We start from the raw sequence: 17,777 nt of genomic DNA, 5'->3' as shown, positions 1-17,777 counted from the left end.
GCATCATGAAAACCTTCTCCACCCTGTTCTGCGTGATCAGCGCCACGCTGTCCCTAACAGGCTGCTTCCCGCACCGGGACATGTCCCAATTTCCGGACACTAGCGCCATCAACGTGACCCGCGGCTCGGACGGCAAATACATTGCTGTGCCACCAGACTGCAGTACCCTGATGCAGCCGTCGGAATATTCCACCGTGACGGATCCACGGCCGGGTATCGCCTTCGGCTGCGCTACGCTCACGAACCTGGCCGCCCAGGTGGCCAATCCACAGGACCTGGTGACGCCAACCCATCCCTACATCGGCCAGCACGCCGACACCGCAGGCAGCGCTGTAACCCGCTACCGGCTGGACAAAATCATTCCGCTGAACAAGACTACGTCTACCAGCAAGACGGGCGGAAACTGATCGGCCCGACACACAGGAACACGGCATGATCGCCCCCAGCAAAACCCGAGACGACACCCAGAACGTGAGCTTCATGGGTTTCGTCAACGACGCCGCCAGCGAAAGCGAGCTGACGCGCTTTCTCAAGACAACCGTCCTGGGAAGCACAGTGGTCGAACGCGGCACCATCCGCACGGCCATCCACTGGCTGCACAAATCCGGGGTCCGCTCGCCGCAGCGACTGCTGGTGGACATCTCTGGCATCACGAACGTGCTGGACGAACTGGATGGGCTGGCCAATGTCTGCGAGCCTTCAGTCCAGGTCTACGTGATCGGCGACCGCAACGACGTGGGTCTGTACCGCAGCCTGTTGCAGCGCGGTGTGCAGGACTACATCGTCACGCCGATCAGTGCGGAGCTTTTGCGCCGCGCGCTGGGTGATGGGACCGACACCGCAGATGCGGTTCGCCAGGTCCGCAATGGCCGTGTGATCGCAGTCACCGGGACGCGGGGCGGCGTGGGTGTGACGTCCGTCGCGGCCCATCTGGCGCGCGAACTGGCCAACGAAGGTGGGCGCCGCCGTGTGGCCTACCTGGACCTGAACCCCTACAACGGCAACGGTGCCAACCTGCTGGGGCTGGCGGGCGGCAATGCGCTGGTCGATGTGCTGAGCAACGTCGGCCACTTGGACCCGCAATACCTGGACCGCACGCTCAACACGCGTGACAACCGCCTGTATACCCTGTGCGCGGAGCTGGAGTACACCGAGGCCTTTGCGCCGGACGAAAAGGCGCTCACTGACCTGCTGAATGTGCTGGGCCAGCATTTCCACTACATCATCCTGGACATGCCCTCCGGCGGCGGGGCACTGGCCGCCGAAGCCTTCGCCAACGCGACGCTGGTCTGCGTGGTCACGGACCAGAGTGTGCATTCGGCACGCACGCTCACGCGTCTGATGCATCACATCCAGGGGCGCCTGCGGCCACCCACGACACACATCGTGCTGAACCAGTCGCGCACAGCGGCGCGGGGGGCCGTCCACACCCGCGACTTTACCGCAGCCCTGGAATGGCCTGTGGCGGTCAGCATCCCGTTCGATGGCCAGGCCCCGCTCATGGCCGAGAATCTGGGCGATCCGCTGCCCTCTCGCAGCGAGTTCGGCCGGGGTGTGAAGGCGCTGGCAGGCCTGCTGACAGGCGACGGGCTCGTATCGAGCCGGCGCGCGCTGCGCGCGGGCCGTGCGTCCGGCGGCCTGTTTGCGCGCCTGCGTGGAGCACGTTCATGATGTTCGGGCGCAAACTGCTTGACGACCCCGGCGTGGCCACCACAGAGGAACCTCCTGCGGGGGCGGCAGCCAGGGCTGCGACCATGCCGGCAGCCGAACCGCTGCCGGCGTCGACCGTGCCGGCGCAGCCAGCAGTTCCAGCAGTTCCCAAGTCGCCCCTCTCGTCGCGGCATCCGCCCAAACACGGTCCAGCCACCGCTACCGTCGGCGACAGGCGCCGCAGCGTGCGGCCCGAAAACGTCATCCGTTCCGAGAATTACAGCACCATCCGCCAGGCCGTATTCGCCTCCCTGGACATCGCCAGCGCGCTCACACGCCCGGTGGAGCAGGTCCGGGTCGACGTGGAAGCGATCGCCGGCGAGGTGATCCGCGGCGGCGATCTGCCGATCACCCAGACCGAACAGCGCGTGATGGTGCAGGAGATCCTGAACGACATGTTCGGCGTGGGCCCCATCGAGCCCCTGCTGCAGGACGAGACGGTCGACGACATCATGGTCAACGGCCCCGATCAGGTCTTCGTGGAACGCTTCGGCAAGCTCGAACTGACGGACGTGAAGTTCCGCGACAACGCCCACGTGGTCAGTGTCGCGCAGCGCATCGCCTCGTCCGTGGGCCGGCGCGTCGATGAAAGCAGCCCCATGGTGGACGCGCGCCTGCAGGATGGTAGCCGCGTCAACGTCATCATCCCGCCGCTGGCGATCGATGGCGCGTCGATCTCCATCCGCAAGTTTTCGCGCAAGGAATTCACCCTGCCCCGTCTGGTGGCGCGTGGCACGCTGACGCCCGCGATGATGAGGGTACTGGAAATCGCGGCGGCCTGCCGCCTGAACATCATCGTCGCAGGTGGAACCGGCTCGGGCAAGACCACGATGCTGAACGCCCTGTCGCGCTATATCTCCGAAACCGACCGCATCGTCACCATCGAAGACGCCGCCGAATTGCAGCTGCAGCAGCCACACGTCGTACGGCTCGAAACGCGTCCGCCCAGCATTGAGGGCACCGGCGCCATCAACCAGGGCGACCTGATGCGCAATGCGCTGCGCATGCGGCCGGACCGCATCATCCTGGGCGAGACGCGGGGGGCCGAGGCCTTCGACGTGCTGCAGGCCATGAACACTGGCCACGACGGCAGCATGACCACGCTGCATGCCAACAGCCCGCGCGATGCCATCACCCGCCTGGAGAGCATGGTGATGATGGCCAACGGCAATCTGCCGCTGTTCTCCATCCGCCACCAGATCGCCGCGGCCGTCAACCTGATCGTGCAGGTCGGGCGCCTGCGCGACGGCACCCGCAAGATCACCCACATCACAGAGATCGCGGGTACCGAAGGCGACGTCATCATCACCCAGGACCTGTTCCACTTTGCCTACAACACCGCCGTCCAGCGCGACGACGTGAGCGGCACGCACGAGAGCACCGGCATGCGGCCGGTCTTCACCGACCGTGCCCGCTACTACGGCATGGAAGCCGCGCTGATGGAGGCCATGCGCCCCTGACGCCCGGCACGGAGATCCCATGAGCCTCGAAAACAAGGTCGCGCTGGTTGCCTTTCTGGCCTTTGTGCTGGCGGGGATGTTTGTGCTGACCCTGTTACAGGCGCTGGAACAGCGCCCCAGCAGCCGCCTGCGCGTGCGGCTGCGCAACGCGCTGTCGGGCGGCCGCGGCGAGCGCGACCGCCTGCGGGCGGATCACGAACGCGCGCGGGTCAATGCGCGCCGCCTGCTGCGCCGCCAGGCCATGGGGACCCTGGGCTACCATCTGAACCGGCTGGAGGCCATCGGCAGCGGCCACGGTCCGCAGATCCTGATCATCGCCGGTCTGGTTGCCGCCGTATTGGCGGTAGCCGGGCTGCTGACGGGTGCCCTGCCCGACCCGCTGTGGCTGCGCCTGCCCATCATGCTGGCCATGCCGGTGCTGGCGGTGATGTTTGCATACCACCGGATGGAAACACGCTTCCAGAAGAAGTTCCTGGAACAACTGCCCGATGCGCTGGACTTCATCGTGCGCGCCAGCCAGGCGGGTGTCCCGGCCAACCACGCTCTGCGCACCGTCGGTGAACAATACCCCGAGCCCCTGGGCCTGGAGTTTCGCCGCATGGGCGACAGCCTGCTGCTGGGCAACGACCTGCAGGACGTGCTGGACGACGCGGCGGTCCGGGTGAGCCTGCCGGATTTCTCGTTCTTTTCGGTCTGCCTGCTGCTGCAGCGCGAGACCGGTGGGCCGCTGTCTGAGGCGCTGGAGAACCTGAGCACCATCATCCGCGCACGGCGCGATCTGCGATCCAAGACGCGGGCGCTCACGGCCGAGGGCCGCCTGTCCAGCCTGGCCATGAGCGTCATGCCCTTCATCCTGTTCGGCGTCACCTACGCGCTCAACCCGGACAACATGAAGATCATGTTCACCACCAGCATCGGCCGGCTGCTGCTGTGGATCGCGGCGGGGATGCTGGCCATCGGCCTGCTGATGATCCGCAAGATCGCCAACATGAAGGTCTGAGGCCCGACATGGACGACATCCTTCGCAGCCTGACTCTGGGGCAGTGGCTCAACCTACTGGGCATGATACTGGGTGTGGCGGGCGCCTTGCTCTATCTGTACGCGCGCAGCAACCAGCGAGCCCTGCTGGCTGCGCGCCTGCAAGCCGAGATCGGCCGCAAGGAATCGTTGCCCGGCAGCCTGACCGGCAGATCACAGGCCCCACGCAGCTGGCGCGGTCGCCTGACGGCCATGCTGTACCACGTGGGCTCCGCCGTGCCGATCTTCAGCCCAGCGCAGCAGAAAGAGGTGCACCTCAAGCTCGTCCGCTCGGGCATCCGCAGCATGAAAGCACCCCTGATCGTTTCGGCATTCGCCATCCTCTGCGGAGGCGGGCTCGCCGTAGCCGCAACCGTATTCGCATGGCCTTACCTGGAAAATCAGCCGGTGGTGCTGAAGCCCGTCGTCAGCCTGCTCGCCCTCTACCTGGGAACTCTGCTGCCGCGGCTGTTTCTGGACCGGATCGCGGCCAAGCGCCGCACCGCCATCCAGGACAGCCTGCCGGATGCGCTGGACTTGCTGGTCATCTGCACCAACGCCGGGCTGAGCATGGGCATGGCACTGCACCGCGTCGCATCCGAGATGTCCGATACCGCGCCCGAGCTGTCCGACGAGCTCACCCTGACCGCCAGCGAAATGCAGGTCAGCGGCGACGTGGCGCAGGTGCTGCAGAATCTGGCCGAGCGCACCAACCTGTCAGCCATCCGCAGCATGGTGAGCACGCTGACCAACGCCCTGCAGTTCGGGACCTCCATCGCCCAAGCCCTGCGCGTGCTGGCCAAGTCCGAGCGCACCGCACGCATGATGCGCCTGGAGGAACAGGCGGCGAAGCTCGCTGTGAAGATCACCTTCCCGATGATGGTATTTATCCTGCCCACCATCATCATCATCGCCGTGGGCCCCGCCGTTCTGAACCTGAGCAGGCTTCTGAAGGGCGTGCTTTGACCCGCAGCCCGAGGACACCATCATGAATCTCATCCCTTCGCGCCCCGTTCACATTCTGGCCGGCATCGTGCTGCCAGCCGTTCTGCTGGCCGGCTGCGCGACCCACCGCACCCAGACGGCGGAAGTCCGGCCGCTGCTCAGCGAGCAGGATCAGTCCTCGATCAAGGACAGCGACCTGCGTATCGCCAACAGTGCGCTGCAAAGCGGCGACCTGGCGGTGGCCAGCAACGTCTTCACCCGTATGACCAAGGACCAGCCCAACGCACCGGAGGGCTGGCGGGGCCTGGGCACCACGCAGTACCTGGCTGGCGAACTGGAAGCCTCGCGCAAGACCTACGATGAGATGCTGAAGCGTTTTCCCGAATCGTCGGACGCTCGCATGGGGCTCGCCCGTATCGCCGTGCGACGGCGCAAGCTCGATGACGCGGCCGCCGACTATCAGGCCGTCCTGAAGAAGACGCCGGACGACCCCTCGGCCCTGGCCGGCCTGGGCGCCACGCTGGACCTGCGCGGCCAGCCGTCGGAGGCCCAGGCGATCTATCGCCGCGGGCTGGACAAGCACCCCGACAATGCCGCGCTGCGCGCGAATCTGGGGCTGTCGCTGGCGCTCAATGGCAACCCGCGTGAAGCCATCAACGTGCTGCTGGGCAATACGGGCCTTGTGGGTGATCTGCCCCAGGAGCGCGCCAACCTGGCGTTGGCCTATGGCCTGCTGGGCAAGGATGACGCCGCGGAAAGCATTCTCACGGCCAACCTGCCACAAAGCGTGGCGCAGGACAATCTGGAGTTCTATCACTACGTGCGCCAAAAACTGGCCATGAAGCAGACACCGGCCAAGGCAGCCAACCCGAGCGGGGCCAAAAAATGATCCGCCGATGGCTGCACCGCTTGCGGCGCAACCGGCGAGGCGCCACCGCGCTGGAATACGCCCTGCTCATGCCATTGCTGTTCGGGGTGATCTTCGTGTCCATCGAAATCACCTTCATCCTGTTTGCAGACGCCAGCCTGGAATCAGCCGCCAACAACGTGACGCGGGCCGGCCGCATCGGCATCACGGATTCTACCGGCAACGTGGTGCGGCCAAGCTGCGCACAGCTGAAGAACATGATGATCGCGAACCTACCTGGCTGGGTGAGCAGCAGCGACCTTGAATTCAACGTCACGGTCTACCACGCAGGCGACGCGCCGCCGTCCACCACCAGCCAGTGCAGCAGCACCAGCGGCAGCGGCAACCCCGGCGACATGGCGATCTACACCTTCAGCGTGGAACGGCCGGGCTTCACCGGCTTCATCGGGTGGGTGACGGGCGGCAGCCGCCTCCTGCGGACCTCACGGTCCATACTGGTCCAAAACGAACTATGAACGCCCCAGCCACTGAATCCGCCCAGGTCCGGGCGAGCGCCCGGCGCCGCCGCGCACGGCGCGGCGTGGCCGCGCTGGAAGCCGTGATCGTACTGCCGCTGATGGTCTTCATCATCATCGGTGGGGTCGAGATGTACCTGTACACCCGGGTCATGGCCGTCATGGACCGTGTGGCCTTCACCCTGGCCAACAGCATCTCCATCCAGACCAGCCTGACCGACGACAGCAACTGCACGTCTCCGGACCACATCTGCACCTACGGCGTGCTGGTCCCGACGTTGTTGATGCCGCTGGCCCCGAAGAACGCAGCCGTCATCATCAGCGTGTACGCGACCAATACCCCGTTCAACGGCGGCCCCCCGAGCGCCTGGACGAACATTTCATCGCCCAACCACGGCTGGACGAAGATCGTCTACCAGGGTGCCAGCGCGGCCACCCCCACCAGCCAGATTTCCGCCGCCACCCTGCCTACTTCCATCATCAGCAGGAACCTGCAGACTGCTGACACCGTAATCGTGGTGGAAGTATTCTACAAATACCAGCCATTTGCCTTCAGCGGCGCCTTCTTCAAGCTGTTCTTCAACCCGCAGCAATACAGCCGGGCACTGATCCGCCCGCGCTACGCCGATCTGTGCCGGCTGATCAATCCGGCGAACCCCGCCCCCGCCAATTCGATTTGCGGGAGCTGAATTCAGGAGCCGCGCCATGAGCCCGATCAAGCCCCTGCGACGCTTTGCGCACCGCCTGCAACATAACCAGCGCGGTGCCGTGGCGCTGACTTTCCTGGCGGTCTCCGCCGTCATGCTGATGGGCACGTTCGGAGCGATCGACCTGGCCCGCTACAACATCGCCGAAACCCGTCTACGCGATGCCGTCGACGCCACATCCATTTCAGCCGCCCAGGCGCTGGGCGCCTGGGATCCGGCCATCACCAGCGACAAGACCGCCTGGCAGAACTACGCCGGCGCCTTCTTCAGCGTCAACATGCCGGACGACTACCTGAACAGCGACGTCACCGCCAACACGATCAAGTCCGGAATTCAGTACTGCACCGCGGACTCATCCGGCAACATCACCTGCCCGTCCCAGGCCCCGGCAGGCACCCCCATGTCGGCCCAATACGTCAACGTCACCGCACAGGGCAAGCTGCCGCTCCTTAGCACCGGCTTCATGAAGGTCGCATCCTTCACGCTGTCAGCCAACAACCAGGTGATCCGCCGCCTGAAGAACAACACCGAGATCGTGCTGGCGTTGGAAGATTCCCAGTACACCGGAACCGCCAGCAATGCGAACATCAAGACTGCGGCCCAGCAACTGGTCGCCGCTGCTCTGGGGTCCATGAACCTGAGCCAATCCAGCTCGGCCCAAGGCATCCGCGTGGGCGTAGTGCCCTTCAGCGCCATGGTTCGCATGAACCCGTCCAACACTGGCGCGGGTACGCCGAATGCGAAGAACTGGGTCAGTACCGTGGCCAAACTGCTGGGAGGAGGCGGAGGGGGCGTCAATGCCTACGTACAGAGCAATTGGCTAGGCTGCATCGCTGAACCCTACCCACCCCCACCACCACCTTTTGGCACAGGGATTAGTTGGGGTTACTGGGGGCAAAACAGCAATCCCCAATTACCCGCAGCCAAACTTGCCCCGCCAGATCCAACCAACACCAGTGACCCTCACAGCTTTGTGCCTGTATTTATGCCGATTCCGGCTACGTCCAAGGGCGCGAACACCAGCCTGGGGAATTTCGTTACTGCCAACAGTTTTACCGTCACCCAACTGCTCAATGGGAGCCTGACGTCCACTACGCTGCAGTTCCAACAATCGGACATTTCGACTCAAGGTCAAGGCAACAAGAATCCGCCACTAGTAACCCCGAGGGCACCCTACGCAGGCGCGATAGTGCCCAACGATGCAGCCAACTACCGTTTCATCGGGATCGATACATCTACATCCTTGAGCTCGAATTGGGGCAACGTGGCACCCGTCGTCTACTCCGCCTTTGAACCGGACAGCTGTGCCATGGTGGGCCTCACACAGTTCCTGAGCCAAAGCGTTGCCACCCTAGACACCGCAATTAACTCTATGCAGGGTTGGTCAAATTCCGAATCTCTGATCCCGGGCGGCCTGCTCTGGGCATGGCGCATGCTAGCCCCTGAATGGAGCGACAACAAGGCGGGAACAGGGCGAGGATGGGATGATACACAGCCCGGCTTACCGGCCGATCCCGCCAATACCGACATCACCAAACCAATGGTCAACGGTCGAGCAATTATCCTGGTCAGCACCGGTACCAACTCGACAGTTGCCAATCCCGGTCCCGGATCCACGATGTACCGGGCCCCCCTGATGTATAACCCACCGCTGAATCCGCCCAGTCCACCCAATCCATCGGGACCAACGCAGCAGTCGGATTTTCAGATGGTGGTGAATTACTGCGACAACCGTACATCACCAACTACGGATACTAGTACCGGAAAAACTACCTGTACATCGGGGAATCCGCAAATAGGCGTCATTACATCGCCTGCGTCAACCACCTCGAGCACACCTGCATCGATCATCACGGGCGACAGCCCGGTTGGAAACCGGGGCAACGGTCAGGACTCAGTCAAAACTATCGCGGTCTGGCCAACCACCTCACTGGTCAATCTGGATATGCGGTCCCCAACCACCATCATTTCCACCTTCGCAGCCTCGGGTAATAAATTAGTGGGCCAGAACACCTACAGCTCCTTCCAGGATGGGAACGCCACCATTGGCTGGCCGGCCGGAGCCACAGATTTCACCACAACCGACGTCAATGCCTACATGCAAGCCGTCTGCACCGCCATCAAGAACGACAGCAGCAGCTATCCGATCCGCCTGTACACAGTCTTCGTCGGCGGTAGCGGTGGCGCCGGCCAAACAAACATGGGCAACTGTGCAAGCGGCCCTGCCTATGCCTTCACGAACTACAACACCAACAATCTGAGCAGCACCTTCGCTGCCATTCTGGGGTCGATGACAGAACTGCGGCTGACGAAATAGCTGGCAGCCCAGCCTCCGGCCTGGCCTACGCCAGGCTGGCGTCGATCAGGCGTGCCGCGACGGCCGCCAGGTGCCGCACCGGCCCGTTCGCACCCAGAATCTGGCTGGACGTATAGGCGCCCTCCAGCAACAGCTGCAGCCCGTCTCCCAATCCGTCGGGGTCGCGTGCGCCCATCTGGCGCGCCATGTCGGCCAGGCGCTCGCGCACCTTCTGCTTGTTGGCGATCGACACCCGGCGGGCGGGATGGTCGGGATCGGGGTATTCGACACAGGCGTTGGTCAGGCCGCAGCCCCGGTACCCCGGCAAACTGGTGCGCTTTGCAAGGCCTGTGAAATAGGCCAGGATCTGCGCGCGCGGATCCCCCGGATGTTCGTTGACCGCGGCGTCGAACCGGCGCCAGAATTCGACTTCGTAATCCCGCAGGTAGGCCGCCGCCAGGTCGTCCTTGGACGCAAAGGTCCGGTAGAGGCTCGGCTTGGTCACGCCGGCATCGGCTACGATGGCGTCCACCCCCACCGCCCGGATGCCTTGGTGGTAGAAAAGATCCCGCGCGCTACGGCGGATGCGGTCGGCCGCACGCGCCGGTTTTGCCTTCGGTTCCCGTCCCTGCCCCGTCGGCCGCGTCTCGGTCCGCTGCAATTTTGTCATGGTGCATCATCTCCCTGGCCCGCCCCGGCCACCGTCAGCCGGGACCAGAGCATCGATACTCCAGAAAACGACTTGACGGTATGCCCGACCAGTCCGTATTATAGGTCGCACTTAACGTACCGGTCAGTAACATATCATGTATCCTGCCGCTGATCCCACGCGCGCTACCTCCATTCCCCGCCTCGGCCAGCGCTACGCCTTCGTCGTGGTCGGCGTCATCTTCCTCTGCCTGCTGTTCTCGGCCGGGCTGCGCGCCACGCCCAGCGTGCTGCTGGATCCGCTGGAAAAATCGTTCGGCTGGAGCCGTGCGACCACCTCGCTGGCGGCTGCCATCGGCATTTTCTTCTACGGCATGGTGGGCCCCTTCGCCGCCGCCGCCATGGACCACTTCGGGCTGCGCCGCGTGGTGCTGACCGCGCTGCTCGTCATGGCTGTATCGTCCGCCGCCAGCGCCTTCATGACTCAGACATGGCAACTCATCGCGTTGTGGGGCTTCTTCTCCGGCATCGGGTCGGGCGCCGTGGCCTCCGTACTGGGTGCTGCGATCGCGAACCGCTGGTTCCTTGAACACCGGGGCCTGGCCATGGGGATACTCACTGCCAGCACCGCCACCGGCAACCTGATTTTTCTGCCGGTACTGGCGGCATTGGCGTCTTCCAGCGACTGGACACGCGCCGTCTGGGCCGTAGCCGCCGCGATGCTGGTCATGGTGCCGCTGGTCTGGCGGCTGGTGCCCGACCGCCCGGCCGACGTGGGTCTGCTGCCCTACGGCGCCGACCCGGACAATCCGCCTACCCCTGCAGCACTGCGCATCGGGCTGATCGCCGCCACATTTGGTGCACTCAGGCGCGCCAGCCACACCGGCACGTTCTGGTATCTGTTCGCCACCTTTTGGGTCTGCGGATTCACTACCAACGGGCTGGTGGGAACACACCTTATCGCAATGTGTGGCGACCATGGCATTGCGGCCATCCAGGCCGCAGGTCTGCTCTCGCTGATGGGCGTGTTCGACCTGGTCGGCACCACCGCTTCGGGCTGGCTCACCGACCGCTATGATCCGCGCATGCTGCTCTTCGTCTACTACAGCCTGCGCGGCATCTCGCTGATCATCCTGCCCTACACCGATTTCTCGTTCTACGCCCTGTCCCTGTTCGCCGTGTTCTACGGCCTGGACTGGATCGCGACGGTGCCGCCCACTCTGCGCCTGGCGACCGATGCCTTCGGCGAGCGCGACGCGGCCATCGTGTTCGGCTGGATCGTCGCCGGCCACCAGATCGGCGCCGCCACGGCAGCCTGGATGGGCGGTTTCGTCCGCCAGGCCACCGGCAGCTACCTGACGGCCTTCGTGCTCTCGGGCGCCACCGCCATCGCTGCCGCGGTAATTGCCTTGCTGATCAAACGAGGAGGAGCAACGCCGGAGCCGGTTGCGGCCTGACGGATCCACCTGGGGCAGCCACGGCGAGTCCAAATAGAATCATTCGGTTCGGCGGGATCGACTGCGTGCAAGAGTGCGGTGCGGCTTTCATAAGCAGCTATTCTCAACCAGTTTTGTAACGTATAATGCACAGATGTACGAGGTGATCGAATACCTGGACGAAACAGGCAAAGACCATTACAAGCTATGGTTGGAAAGCATCGCTGATCGACAGGCCCGAGCTCGCGTGCTGACACGGATCAACCGTATGGCGACGGGCAACTTAGGCGATTGCAAGCATGTGTCTGATGGAGTGTGGGAACTGAGGATCAACTGGGGACCGGGTTATCGCGTGTACTACGCACACGCTGGAAAGCGCCTGATTCTATTGTTGGCTGGTGGCGACAAGCGCAGGCAGCAAGCCGACATCAACACAGCAGTCTCGTACTGGCATGACTGGCAAAGCCGGGAGAAACATCATGAATGATCACACCACCCATACCAACCGCTCGCATGATCAGACGATCATTGACATGCTGCGGGATGATCCTGCATTCGTGGATGACTATTTGACGGCAGCCCTGGACGAAATTGACCAACCTGGCGGACAGGCTGCGTTCCTGGCGGCACTACGCCACGTGGCCGAAGCCCAAGGCATGGCCAACGTCGCCCAGCGAGCGGGAATCCCACGAGAGAGCCTCTATCGCGCCCTATCGTCGAAAGGAAACCCCACCATCAAAACGCTGTTGGCAGTCATTCAAGGCACGGGCCTACACTTGGCCGTCTCCCGCGCCGAGCATATAGCGGCATGACCGAGCACCCTTCTGTGCCGACAACCACTGCTACTGCCCCGCTTCCCATGGCGCCATGGGCTTGAAGCTCTGCTGCACAAAATCAATGAACGTGCGTACCCGCTTGGGCATGGTGCGATTGGGCAGATGAACCAGATAGATGCCGACGTCGGGTAGCACCTGATAATTGGTGAGCAGCGGGATCAAGCGGCCCAGGCGCAGGTCGCTGGCCACCACGTAGACGGGCAAGGCGCTCAGCGCAAGCCCGGACAGCACCGCGGCATGCGCGGCATCCATGTCATCCGTCTCGAAACGTGTATTGACCGGCACGCTGTACTGTTGTCCATCGCGCGCCAAAGTCCATGCGCCCTTCGGAGCGATCGGCGGGAACAGCACGCCGTCATGCGCCGCCAGGTCTTCGACAGTGTCGGGCGTACCGCGGCGCGCCAGATACGATGGCGACGCGCAGAGGATCTTGCGATTCACGGCCAGCCTGCGCGCAACGAGCTTGGGATCGGGTGTCCGCGACATGCGAATGCCGATGTCGTAACCCTCGTCCCCCAGCTCCACGATGCGGTTGCTGCAGGACAGTTTGATGCGGATCTCGGGATATTTAAGCTGGAAATCACCGATCACCGGCATCAGGTAGCGCAGCGCAAACGCCTGCACGCAGGTGACACGCACCAGCCCCGCGAGCGCCGACTGCGATTGCGTCAGCCGCCGCTCGGCATACTCGGCCTCATGGACGACGCGGCGGCAATGTTCGTAAAAGATCGCCCCCGCCTCGGTCAGGCTGAGTCTGCGAGTCGAGCGATTCAGCAGCTTGACCGAGAGCGACTGCTCCAGTGCTGTGACTTCGCGGCTGACCAGTGACTTGGACAGCCCAAGCCGGGTCGCGGCGGCCGAGAAGCTGTTGGCCTCGACCACCTGAGCGAACACCCCCATCACTGCCAAACGTTCTCTCATTAGCTATGTTCTTGCAACATTCAGTTGAATGGAATTGCATTTATCTGCGTTGCGCAACGATTTACATTGTGAATCATCCCACAATTATGACCAAACCGGAATCCAACTATGGACACCACCAAGATCGACATCGGCAAGCTGAGCATCGACTATCTCATCGACGGGTCACAGAACGCGGGCATGGGGATTTTTGAACTGACCGTTGGCCCCGGTTCAAACACGCCGCCACCGCATAGTCACCGGGACAACGAAGAGATCGTCTACGTCCTGAGCGGCACGCTGCGCTACACCGTCGGCCCTGAGACACGAGACCTCACCCCCGGGCAAACCATGTGTACACCCAAGGGCGTGGTCCACGGGTTCTCGAATCCGTTCCCGGATACTGCCCGGGCCCTGATCATCATGTCGCCGGACATCGGTGCCCAATACTTCAGGGACGTGGCGGCCGTGGTGGGCGCAGGCGGCCCACCGGACAAAGCTGCTCTGATGGCGGTCATGGACCAGTACGGGTTGGTGCTGGCTGCTCGCGCCTGATCCCGCGGCACGCCCCGGGGGGACTACCGAGAATCCGAGGACGCCCTCCCCAGGATGCGCAGGGCATGCCGCCTGCGGGCAGTACAGTTAGTCTAGACATGAGCAGGCGGTTGGATCAGGTTCTCGGCAGGAATCCCGAGCCCCTTATGTAGTTTCCAGATCATCGGCAGCGTCAAGGACCGCTTGCGGTTGAGGACTTCGTACACGCGGTTTCTCTGACCGATCATAGGTTCCAGGTCTTTCGCGGTCAGTCCAGCCTGCTCCATCCTGAACCTGATCGCTTCAACGGGATCAGGCAGGCCAATCGGGAAGGTCTTGGCTTCGTAGGCTTGGACGAGCGTGGACAGGACATCCAGGCGATCGCCCTCGGGCGTGCCAATGTCTGGGTCAATCTCCACAAGATGGGAGATCGCCTTGAGCGCGGACTTGTAGTCTGCCTCAGTGCGGATAGGGCGGATGTCCATGGTTCACTCCATTTCTACGGTTTCAGCGTCAATCTCATCGTACTCGGCATGGGTGCCGACGAACTCATAGGTCGATGATAGTCCCAATTTGGGACTACCCTTCCTCCCGCCGATTAGCCTTGCGCAGGCTGAAGACACAGCGGCTGCCGCATCCATGGTAGGGCCAACGCCTGACACGGGGTTACTCGGAATCTCCCGACTTTTTGACGCACATCAGACGATCCACAGGGCCCGCCGGTCAAACACTCACAGGCGGCTTAGAATGGCCGAATGTCAGCTTCTGTTCAGAATTGAAGGCTGAACGGACATTCCATTGCGAGGACCGCCATGTCGAAAGTGCTTGCCATCGCTTTGCTGGGCCTGTCAGCCCACGCATTCCCAGCCTATGCCCAGAACGTCACCTACGATGTGGAACCCGACCACAGTTTCGTGACCTTTGGGGTCGTGCACAACGGCACATCCACCACCCGCGGGCGATTCGACACGATCACCGGAACCGTCGATCTCGACCAGACGGCCAAAAAGGGGCAGGCCGACATCCGCATTGATCCCACCTCGATCAACAGCGGCTCGAAGGGCTTTGACGAACACTTGCGCAGCAAGGATTTCTTCAACGTCGCCGCCTTCCCGGACGCCAGATTCCAAAGCCAGGCTTTCGCCTTTGAAGGCGACAAGATCAGCAGCGTTTCCGGGACCCTGACGCTGCTGGGTGTACAGAAGCCAGTCACTTTGCGCGCCAACCGTTTCAACTGCTATCAGAACAAACGCACCCAGCGTGATATCTGCGGCGGCGACTTCGAAGCCACGATCCAGCGCAGTCAATGGGGCATGAATTTCGGGCTGCCCGGCATCCCGGACACCGTCCGGCTGGTGATTCAGATCGAAGCGATCAAACGGCAGTAGCGCCCGCGCTTACCGCTGAGCCCCAGAAAAGAACAAGGGCCTACAGACCGAAATTTTCGTTTCAGGCGTCTGCCATTTCCCGTTCTGCTGCTTTCGCCAGGAATGCGGAGCGCGACAGACGCTGAGCCTTGGCCGCAGCGTCGATGCGGTGCACCAGGTTCTCGGGAAGGCTGATGTTCAGACGCATAGCCTTGGTGTTGACCTTGGACAGGTCGATATCCACCATCATCCAGAAGCCCCCCTCGAAGTCCTCATGGCCCTTCCAGGCCTCGGGAGTACTGGGGCTGGGGATTGCTTCGGTTTCGCCGTAGAAGTGCGCCTCGACCGCCTCCTGTGCGGCGCGAGGCAGGCCCTGCAGATCATCGGCACCAGCAAAGCAGCCGGGAAAGTCAGGGAAGGACGCACCATAGGCGCTGTCTTGGTCCTTGTGTACGTGAATCGGATAGAGCATGGGGTATTCTCCTGTCCGGCCCGCTTATCGCAGGCCGGCTTGTTTGAGGATGCTGCGCTGTGTCGGCAATGGCAGATCCTTTTTCGGATGCGGCACCGTGACCTTGCCGGGCTTGGAGGGATGCTTGAACTGATGATGAGACCCAACGGTATGCACCAGATACCAGCCGTCGGCTTTCAGTTGTTTGATGAGGTCTGTGCTGTTCACGTGTGTAATTATACACAATACACACGAATACACAATAGGCGTTCATCACCACCCACGCTGATCATTCTCAAACGGAAAGCCGCATGAACACACACGCCAAAAGAACAAGGGCCTACAGACCGAAATCTGTAGACCCTTGATAATGCTGGTCGGGACGGCGGGATTCGAACTCGCTACCCCTTGCACCCCATGCGTTTATATCAATCACAAGACCAAACCAAAACGCACAAGAGCGAACAAATAATCCTTTTAAACTCAATCAATTACATGAGCCTCAAGAGGTTGCGTTGTGCGCTATAGTTCGCTTACATGCGCCTTCAGCCGCCGATTTTTAGTGTACGATTAGTGTGCATTGAAAATCTGACTAGGATGCAGGGGAAATGGCAAACACGAAAACGGTCAGGGAGATAGAGGCCCTCAAGCCAAAAAAATCTGCCTATCAGGTGACCGCGAGCCCAGGACTATCAGTGCGTGTAGCCACAAACGGCGTGAAAAAATGGGTGGTCAGGTACACAGTCGCAGGCAAACAGCGAGATGCCCGCCTGGCAGCTCCCTACGGATCAAAGCCAGCCGATGGCGTCCTCACCTTGGCAGAAGCACGGACCGAAACTGCCCGCATCCGTGCCCTTGCACGTCGAGGAATTGACTTCCAGGTCCAGGACGCCGAGCTACGGAAGCAAGCCACGCTCGTGCTCGCAGCCGAAGCTGAACAGCGCTACTGCATTCAGGACCTCTACAACAAGTGGATCACCACCGTAACGCGCCAGAACAATAACGCCGCCCTAATCGCCCTGTTCGCCCGGCACGTTTTGCCCACCATAGGAGGCATTGAACTTCGCAAGCTCACAGAGGGCGATATCCTCGCAATGCTGCGAAAACTTCGGGCCGCCGGAACCATCCGCACAATGCAGATGGTCCACGACAGCTTATTGCAAATGCTTCACTGGGCGGAAGACCGCGCGCCATGGCGTCGTCTGCTCGTGGAAGGTAACCCTGCAGACCTCATCGAAATAGGCAGGCTGCTACCCGCAGATTACGTCGAGGAACGCAGCCGAGTGTTATCGGGCTCAGAGATCCGGGAGCTTTCCGAAATTTTTCAACGCATGGATGCTGAATACGCAGCAGCTCCAGACCGCCGTAAGGCCAAGCGACCTGTAGATCAGAAAACCCGTATTGCAGTGTGGATTTGTCTCTCAACACTTTGCCGCATTGGTGAACTGCTATCAGCAGAATGGGAGCACATCGATCTGGAAAAAGGCATTTGGGATATCCCCGCCTCAAACCGAAAGAAAGTCCGAGTCGGCAGCGGGAAAAAAGCACGGATGATGGCTCAGGATCTCAAGGTCCACCTGAGCCTGTTCGCAAGGAGGCAATTTGCGGCCTTGCACACAATCACAGGGGGCAGCCGTTGGTGCTTTCCAGAGAACAAGCGCCCACCCGAGGGAGACGGCTCGCATCTTTGCCTAAAAACCGTCAGCAAACAGATTGGTGACAGACAAATTCGGTTCAAAAACAGGGCGAAGCGGCTCAAACACCGCGCCGCAGATAACTCTCTAGTGCTCGCAAACGGAACGCGCGGTGCATGGACGCCTCACGACCTCAGGCGCACCGGGTCAACCCTCATGCAAGCGCTCGACGTCCCCAGTGAGCACATCAACTGCTGCCAAGGCCACGCAATAGCCGGCGTGGACCCGCTGGATAAGGTCTACCTATTGTGGAAGTACTGGCCGCAGAAACAAGAGGCGTGGGACAAGCTTGGAGCCGTCATCGAGAAGATCTTGGCAGGGGAAAAAACTCCGGCGGACGATCCGCAATTCTCGGAAACCTCTCTGCAAAAAAAATAAAAAAAGAATTCTGAC

Annotated in this window: 20 protein-coding genes; 15 read left to right on the top strand and 5 right to left on the bottom strand. The window is 62.1% G+C overall.

The window, feature by feature from the left end; translation table 11 throughout:
- Positions 1–5: 5 nt before the first annotated feature.
- Genes EPN31_RS09725 through EPN31_RS09685 form a run of 9 tightly spaced genes read left to right on the top strand, consistent with a single transcriptional unit; the run spans position 6 to position 9,539 of the window.
- Complete coding sequence (locus EPN31_RS09725) at positions 6–407, top strand: CpaD family pilus assembly lipoprotein (RefSeq protein WP_291772582.1); 402 nt, start codon at positions 6–8, stop codon at positions 405–407.
- 25 nt (positions 408–432) lie between these two features.
- A complete protein-coding gene (locus tag EPN31_RS09720; RefSeq protein WP_291772580.1) occupies positions 433–1,671 on the top strand; it encodes an AAA family ATPase in 1,239 nt (412 codons plus the stop codon).
- Positions 1,668–3,170, top strand: coding sequence for a CpaF family protein (locus tag EPN31_RS09715; protein ID WP_291772578.1), 1,503 nt, complete (start codon positions 1,668–1,670; stop codon positions 3,168–3,170). Before EPN31_RS09720 ends, EPN31_RS09715 begins: the two co-directional genes overlap by 4 nt.
- A 19-nt stretch (positions 3,171–3,189) precedes the next feature.
- Positions 3,190–4,170 (top strand): type II secretion system F family protein, encoded by a 981-nt coding sequence (locus EPN31_RS09710; RefSeq protein WP_291772576.1) that lies wholly within the window; start codon positions 3,190–3,192, stop codon positions 4,168–4,170.
- Positions 4,171–4,178: 8 nt separating this feature from the next.
- Positions 4,179–5,153, top strand: a complete 975-nt coding sequence (locus EPN31_RS09705) for a type II secretion system F family protein (RefSeq protein ID WP_291772573.1) — start codon at positions 4,179–4,181, stop codon at positions 5,151–5,153.
- A gap of 22 nt (positions 5,154–5,175) precedes the next feature.
- A complete protein-coding gene (locus tag EPN31_RS09700; RefSeq protein ID WP_291772572.1) occupies positions 5,176–6,021 on the top strand; it encodes a tetratricopeptide repeat protein in 846 nt (281 codons plus the stop codon).
- A complete protein-coding gene (locus EPN31_RS09695; RefSeq protein WP_291772570.1) occupies positions 6,018–6,515 on the top strand; it encodes a TadE/TadG family type IV pilus assembly protein in 498 nt (165 codons plus the stop codon). The genes EPN31_RS09700 and EPN31_RS09695 overlap by 4 nt, the downstream gene beginning before the upstream one ends.
- Positions 6,512–7,204, top strand: coding sequence for a hypothetical protein (locus EPN31_RS09690; RefSeq protein ID WP_291772568.1), 693 nt, complete (start codon positions 6,512–6,514; stop codon positions 7,202–7,204). Before EPN31_RS09695 ends, EPN31_RS09690 begins: the two co-directional genes overlap by 4 nt.
- 16 nt (positions 7,205–7,220) lie before the next feature.
- Positions 7,221–9,539, top strand: coding sequence for a TadE/TadG family type IV pilus assembly protein (locus EPN31_RS09685; protein ID WP_291772566.1), 2,319 nt, complete (start codon positions 7,221–7,223; stop codon positions 9,537–9,539).
- A gap of 25 nt (positions 9,540–9,564) precedes the next feature.
- Here EPN31_RS09685 and EPN31_RS09680 read toward each other — a convergent pair whose 3' ends face one another.
- Entirely contained in the window at positions 9,565–10,188 is a 624-nt protein-coding gene (locus tag EPN31_RS09680) for a TetR/AcrR family transcriptional regulator (RefSeq protein WP_291772564.1), read from the bottom strand.
- A 136-nt stretch (positions 10,189–10,324) separates the two neighbouring features.
- On the opposite strand from EPN31_RS09680, the gene EPN31_RS09675 reads away from it, so the two are divergent.
- The 3 genes from EPN31_RS09675 to EPN31_RS09665 all read left to right on the top strand — a co-directional run bounded on the left by EPN31_RS09675 (position 10,325) and on the right by EPN31_RS09665 (position 12,414).
- The gene (locus EPN31_RS09675) at positions 10,325–11,623 is read left to right on the top strand and encodes an MFS transporter (RefSeq protein ID WP_291772562.1); all 1,299 of its coding nucleotides are present in this window, start codon (positions 10,325–10,327) and stop codon (positions 11,621–11,623) included.
- A gap of 133 nt (positions 11,624–11,756) precedes the next feature.
- On the top strand, positions 11,757–12,089 hold the full coding sequence (locus EPN31_RS09670; protein WP_291772560.1) for a type II toxin-antitoxin system RelE/ParE family toxin: 333 nt from the start codon (positions 11,757–11,759) through the stop codon (positions 12,087–12,089).
- Complete coding sequence (locus EPN31_RS09665) at positions 12,082–12,414, top strand: addiction module antidote protein (protein WP_291772557.1); 333 nt, start codon at positions 12,082–12,084, stop codon at positions 12,412–12,414. Before EPN31_RS09670 ends, EPN31_RS09665 begins: the two co-directional genes overlap by 8 nt.
- 30 nt (positions 12,415–12,444) lie before the next feature.
- Here EPN31_RS09665 and EPN31_RS09660 read toward each other — a convergent pair whose 3' ends face one another.
- Positions 12,445–13,359 (bottom strand): LysR family transcriptional regulator, encoded by a 915-nt coding sequence (locus tag EPN31_RS09660; RefSeq protein ID WP_291772554.1) that lies wholly within the window; start codon positions 13,357–13,359, stop codon positions 12,445–12,447.
- Positions 13,360–13,467: 108 nt separating this feature from the next.
- On the opposite strand from EPN31_RS09660, the gene EPN31_RS09655 reads away from it, so the two are divergent.
- On the top strand, positions 13,468–13,893 hold the full coding sequence (locus EPN31_RS09655; protein ID WP_291772550.1) for a cupin domain-containing protein: 426 nt from the start codon (positions 13,468–13,470) through the stop codon (positions 13,891–13,893).
- A 92-nt stretch (positions 13,894–13,985) separates the two neighbouring features.
- On the opposite strand, the gene EPN31_RS09650 is transcribed toward EPN31_RS09655, so the two are convergent.
- On the bottom strand, positions 13,986–14,357 hold the full coding sequence (locus tag EPN31_RS09650; RefSeq protein ID WP_291772547.1) for a transcriptional regulator: 372 nt from the start codon (positions 14,355–14,357) through the stop codon (positions 13,986–13,988).
- A gap of 327 nt (positions 14,358–14,684) precedes the next feature.
- On the opposite strand from EPN31_RS09650, the gene EPN31_RS09645 reads away from it, so the two are divergent.
- Positions 14,685–15,260: a YceI family protein gene (locus EPN31_RS09645; RefSeq protein WP_291772544.1), complete on the top strand. Its 576-nt coding sequence runs from the start codon at positions 14,685–14,687 to the stop codon at positions 15,258–15,260.
- Positions 15,261–15,321: 61 nt separating this feature from the next.
- On the opposite strand, the gene EPN31_RS09640 is transcribed toward EPN31_RS09645, so the two are convergent.
- Together EPN31_RS09640 and EPN31_RS09635 are read right to left on the bottom strand one after the other, a co-directional pair.
- On the bottom strand, positions 15,322–15,711 hold the full coding sequence (locus tag EPN31_RS09640; protein WP_291772541.1) for a type II toxin-antitoxin system HicB family antitoxin: 390 nt from the start codon (positions 15,709–15,711) through the stop codon (positions 15,322–15,324).
- A gap of 24 nt (positions 15,712–15,735) precedes the next feature.
- Positions 15,736–15,918, bottom strand: coding sequence for a type II toxin-antitoxin system HicA family toxin (locus EPN31_RS09635; protein WP_291772539.1), 183 nt, complete (start codon positions 15,916–15,918; stop codon positions 15,736–15,738).
- Between the two features lie 380 nt (positions 15,919–16,298).
- On the opposite strand from EPN31_RS09635, the gene EPN31_RS09630 reads away from it, so the two are divergent.
- On the top strand, positions 16,299–17,762 hold the full coding sequence (locus EPN31_RS09630) for an integrase arm-type DNA-binding domain-containing protein (RefSeq protein ID WP_291772536.1): 1,464 nt from the start codon (positions 16,299–16,301) through the stop codon (positions 17,760–17,762).
- Positions 17,763–17,777: the final 15 nt, after the last annotated feature.

This window comes from Castellaniella sp., assembly GCF_004321985.1.
Lineage (GTDB): Bacteria > Pseudomonadota > Gammaproteobacteria > Burkholderiales > Burkholderiaceae_B > Castellaniella.
Note: the sequence above shows the minus strand (reverse complement) of the source record. Positions and strands in the feature narration are given on the sequence as shown.

Coding starts and splice junctions, on each gene's coding strand:
- EPN31_RS09725 (WP_291772582.1), top strand. CDS start 6: ATGAAAACCTTCTCCACCCTGTTCTGCGTGATCAGCGCCACGCTGTCC.
- EPN31_RS09720 (WP_291772580.1), top strand. CDS start 433: ATGATCGCCCCCAGCAAAACCCGAGACGACACCCAGAACGTGAGCTTC.
- EPN31_RS09715 (WP_291772578.1), top strand. CDS start 1,668: ATGATGTTCGGGCGCAAACTGCTTGACGACCCCGGCGTGGCCACCACA.
- EPN31_RS09710 (WP_291772576.1), top strand. CDS start 3,190: ATGAGCCTCGAAAACAAGGTCGCGCTGGTTGCCTTTCTGGCCTTTGTG.
- EPN31_RS09705 (WP_291772573.1), top strand. CDS start 4,179: ATGGACGACATCCTTCGCAGCCTGACTCTGGGGCAGTGGCTCAACCTA.
- EPN31_RS09700 (WP_291772572.1), top strand. CDS start 5,176: ATGAATCTCATCCCTTCGCGCCCCGTTCACATTCTGGCCGGCATCGTG.
- EPN31_RS09695 (WP_291772570.1), top strand. CDS start 6,018: ATGATCCGCCGATGGCTGCACCGCTTGCGGCGCAACCGGCGAGGCGCC.
- EPN31_RS09690 (WP_291772568.1), top strand. CDS start 6,512: ATGAACGCCCCAGCCACTGAATCCGCCCAGGTCCGGGCGAGCGCCCGG.
- EPN31_RS09685 (WP_291772566.1), top strand. CDS start 7,221: ATGAGCCCGATCAAGCCCCTGCGACGCTTTGCGCACCGCCTGCAACAT.
- EPN31_RS09680 (WP_291772564.1), bottom strand. CDS start 10,188: ATGACAAAATTGCAGCGGACCGAGACGCGGCCGACGGGGCAGGGACGG.
- EPN31_RS09675 (WP_291772562.1), top strand. CDS start 10,325: ATGTATCCTGCCGCTGATCCCACGCGCGCTACCTCCATTCCCCGCCTC.
- EPN31_RS09670 (WP_291772560.1), top strand. CDS start 11,757: ATGTACGAGGTGATCGAATACCTGGACGAAACAGGCAAAGACCATTAC.
- EPN31_RS09665 (WP_291772557.1), top strand. CDS start 12,082: ATGAATGATCACACCACCCATACCAACCGCTCGCATGATCAGACGATC.
- EPN31_RS09660 (WP_291772554.1), bottom strand. CDS start 13,359: ATGAGAGAACGTTTGGCAGTGATGGGGGTGTTCGCTCAGGTGGTCGAG.
- EPN31_RS09655 (WP_291772550.1), top strand. CDS start 13,468: ATGGACACCACCAAGATCGACATCGGCAAGCTGAGCATCGACTATCTC.
- EPN31_RS09650 (WP_291772547.1), bottom strand. CDS start 14,357: ATGGACATCCGCCCTATCCGCACTGAGGCAGACTACAAGTCCGCGCTC.
- EPN31_RS09645 (WP_291772544.1), top strand. CDS start 14,685: ATGTCGAAAGTGCTTGCCATCGCTTTGCTGGGCCTGTCAGCCCACGCA.
- EPN31_RS09640 (WP_291772541.1), bottom strand. CDS start 15,711: ATGCTCTATCCGATTCACGTACACAAGGACCAAGACAGCGCCTATGGT.
- EPN31_RS09630 (WP_291772536.1), top strand. CDS start 16,299: ATGGCAAACACGAAAACGGTCAGGGAGATAGAGGCCCTCAAGCCAAAA.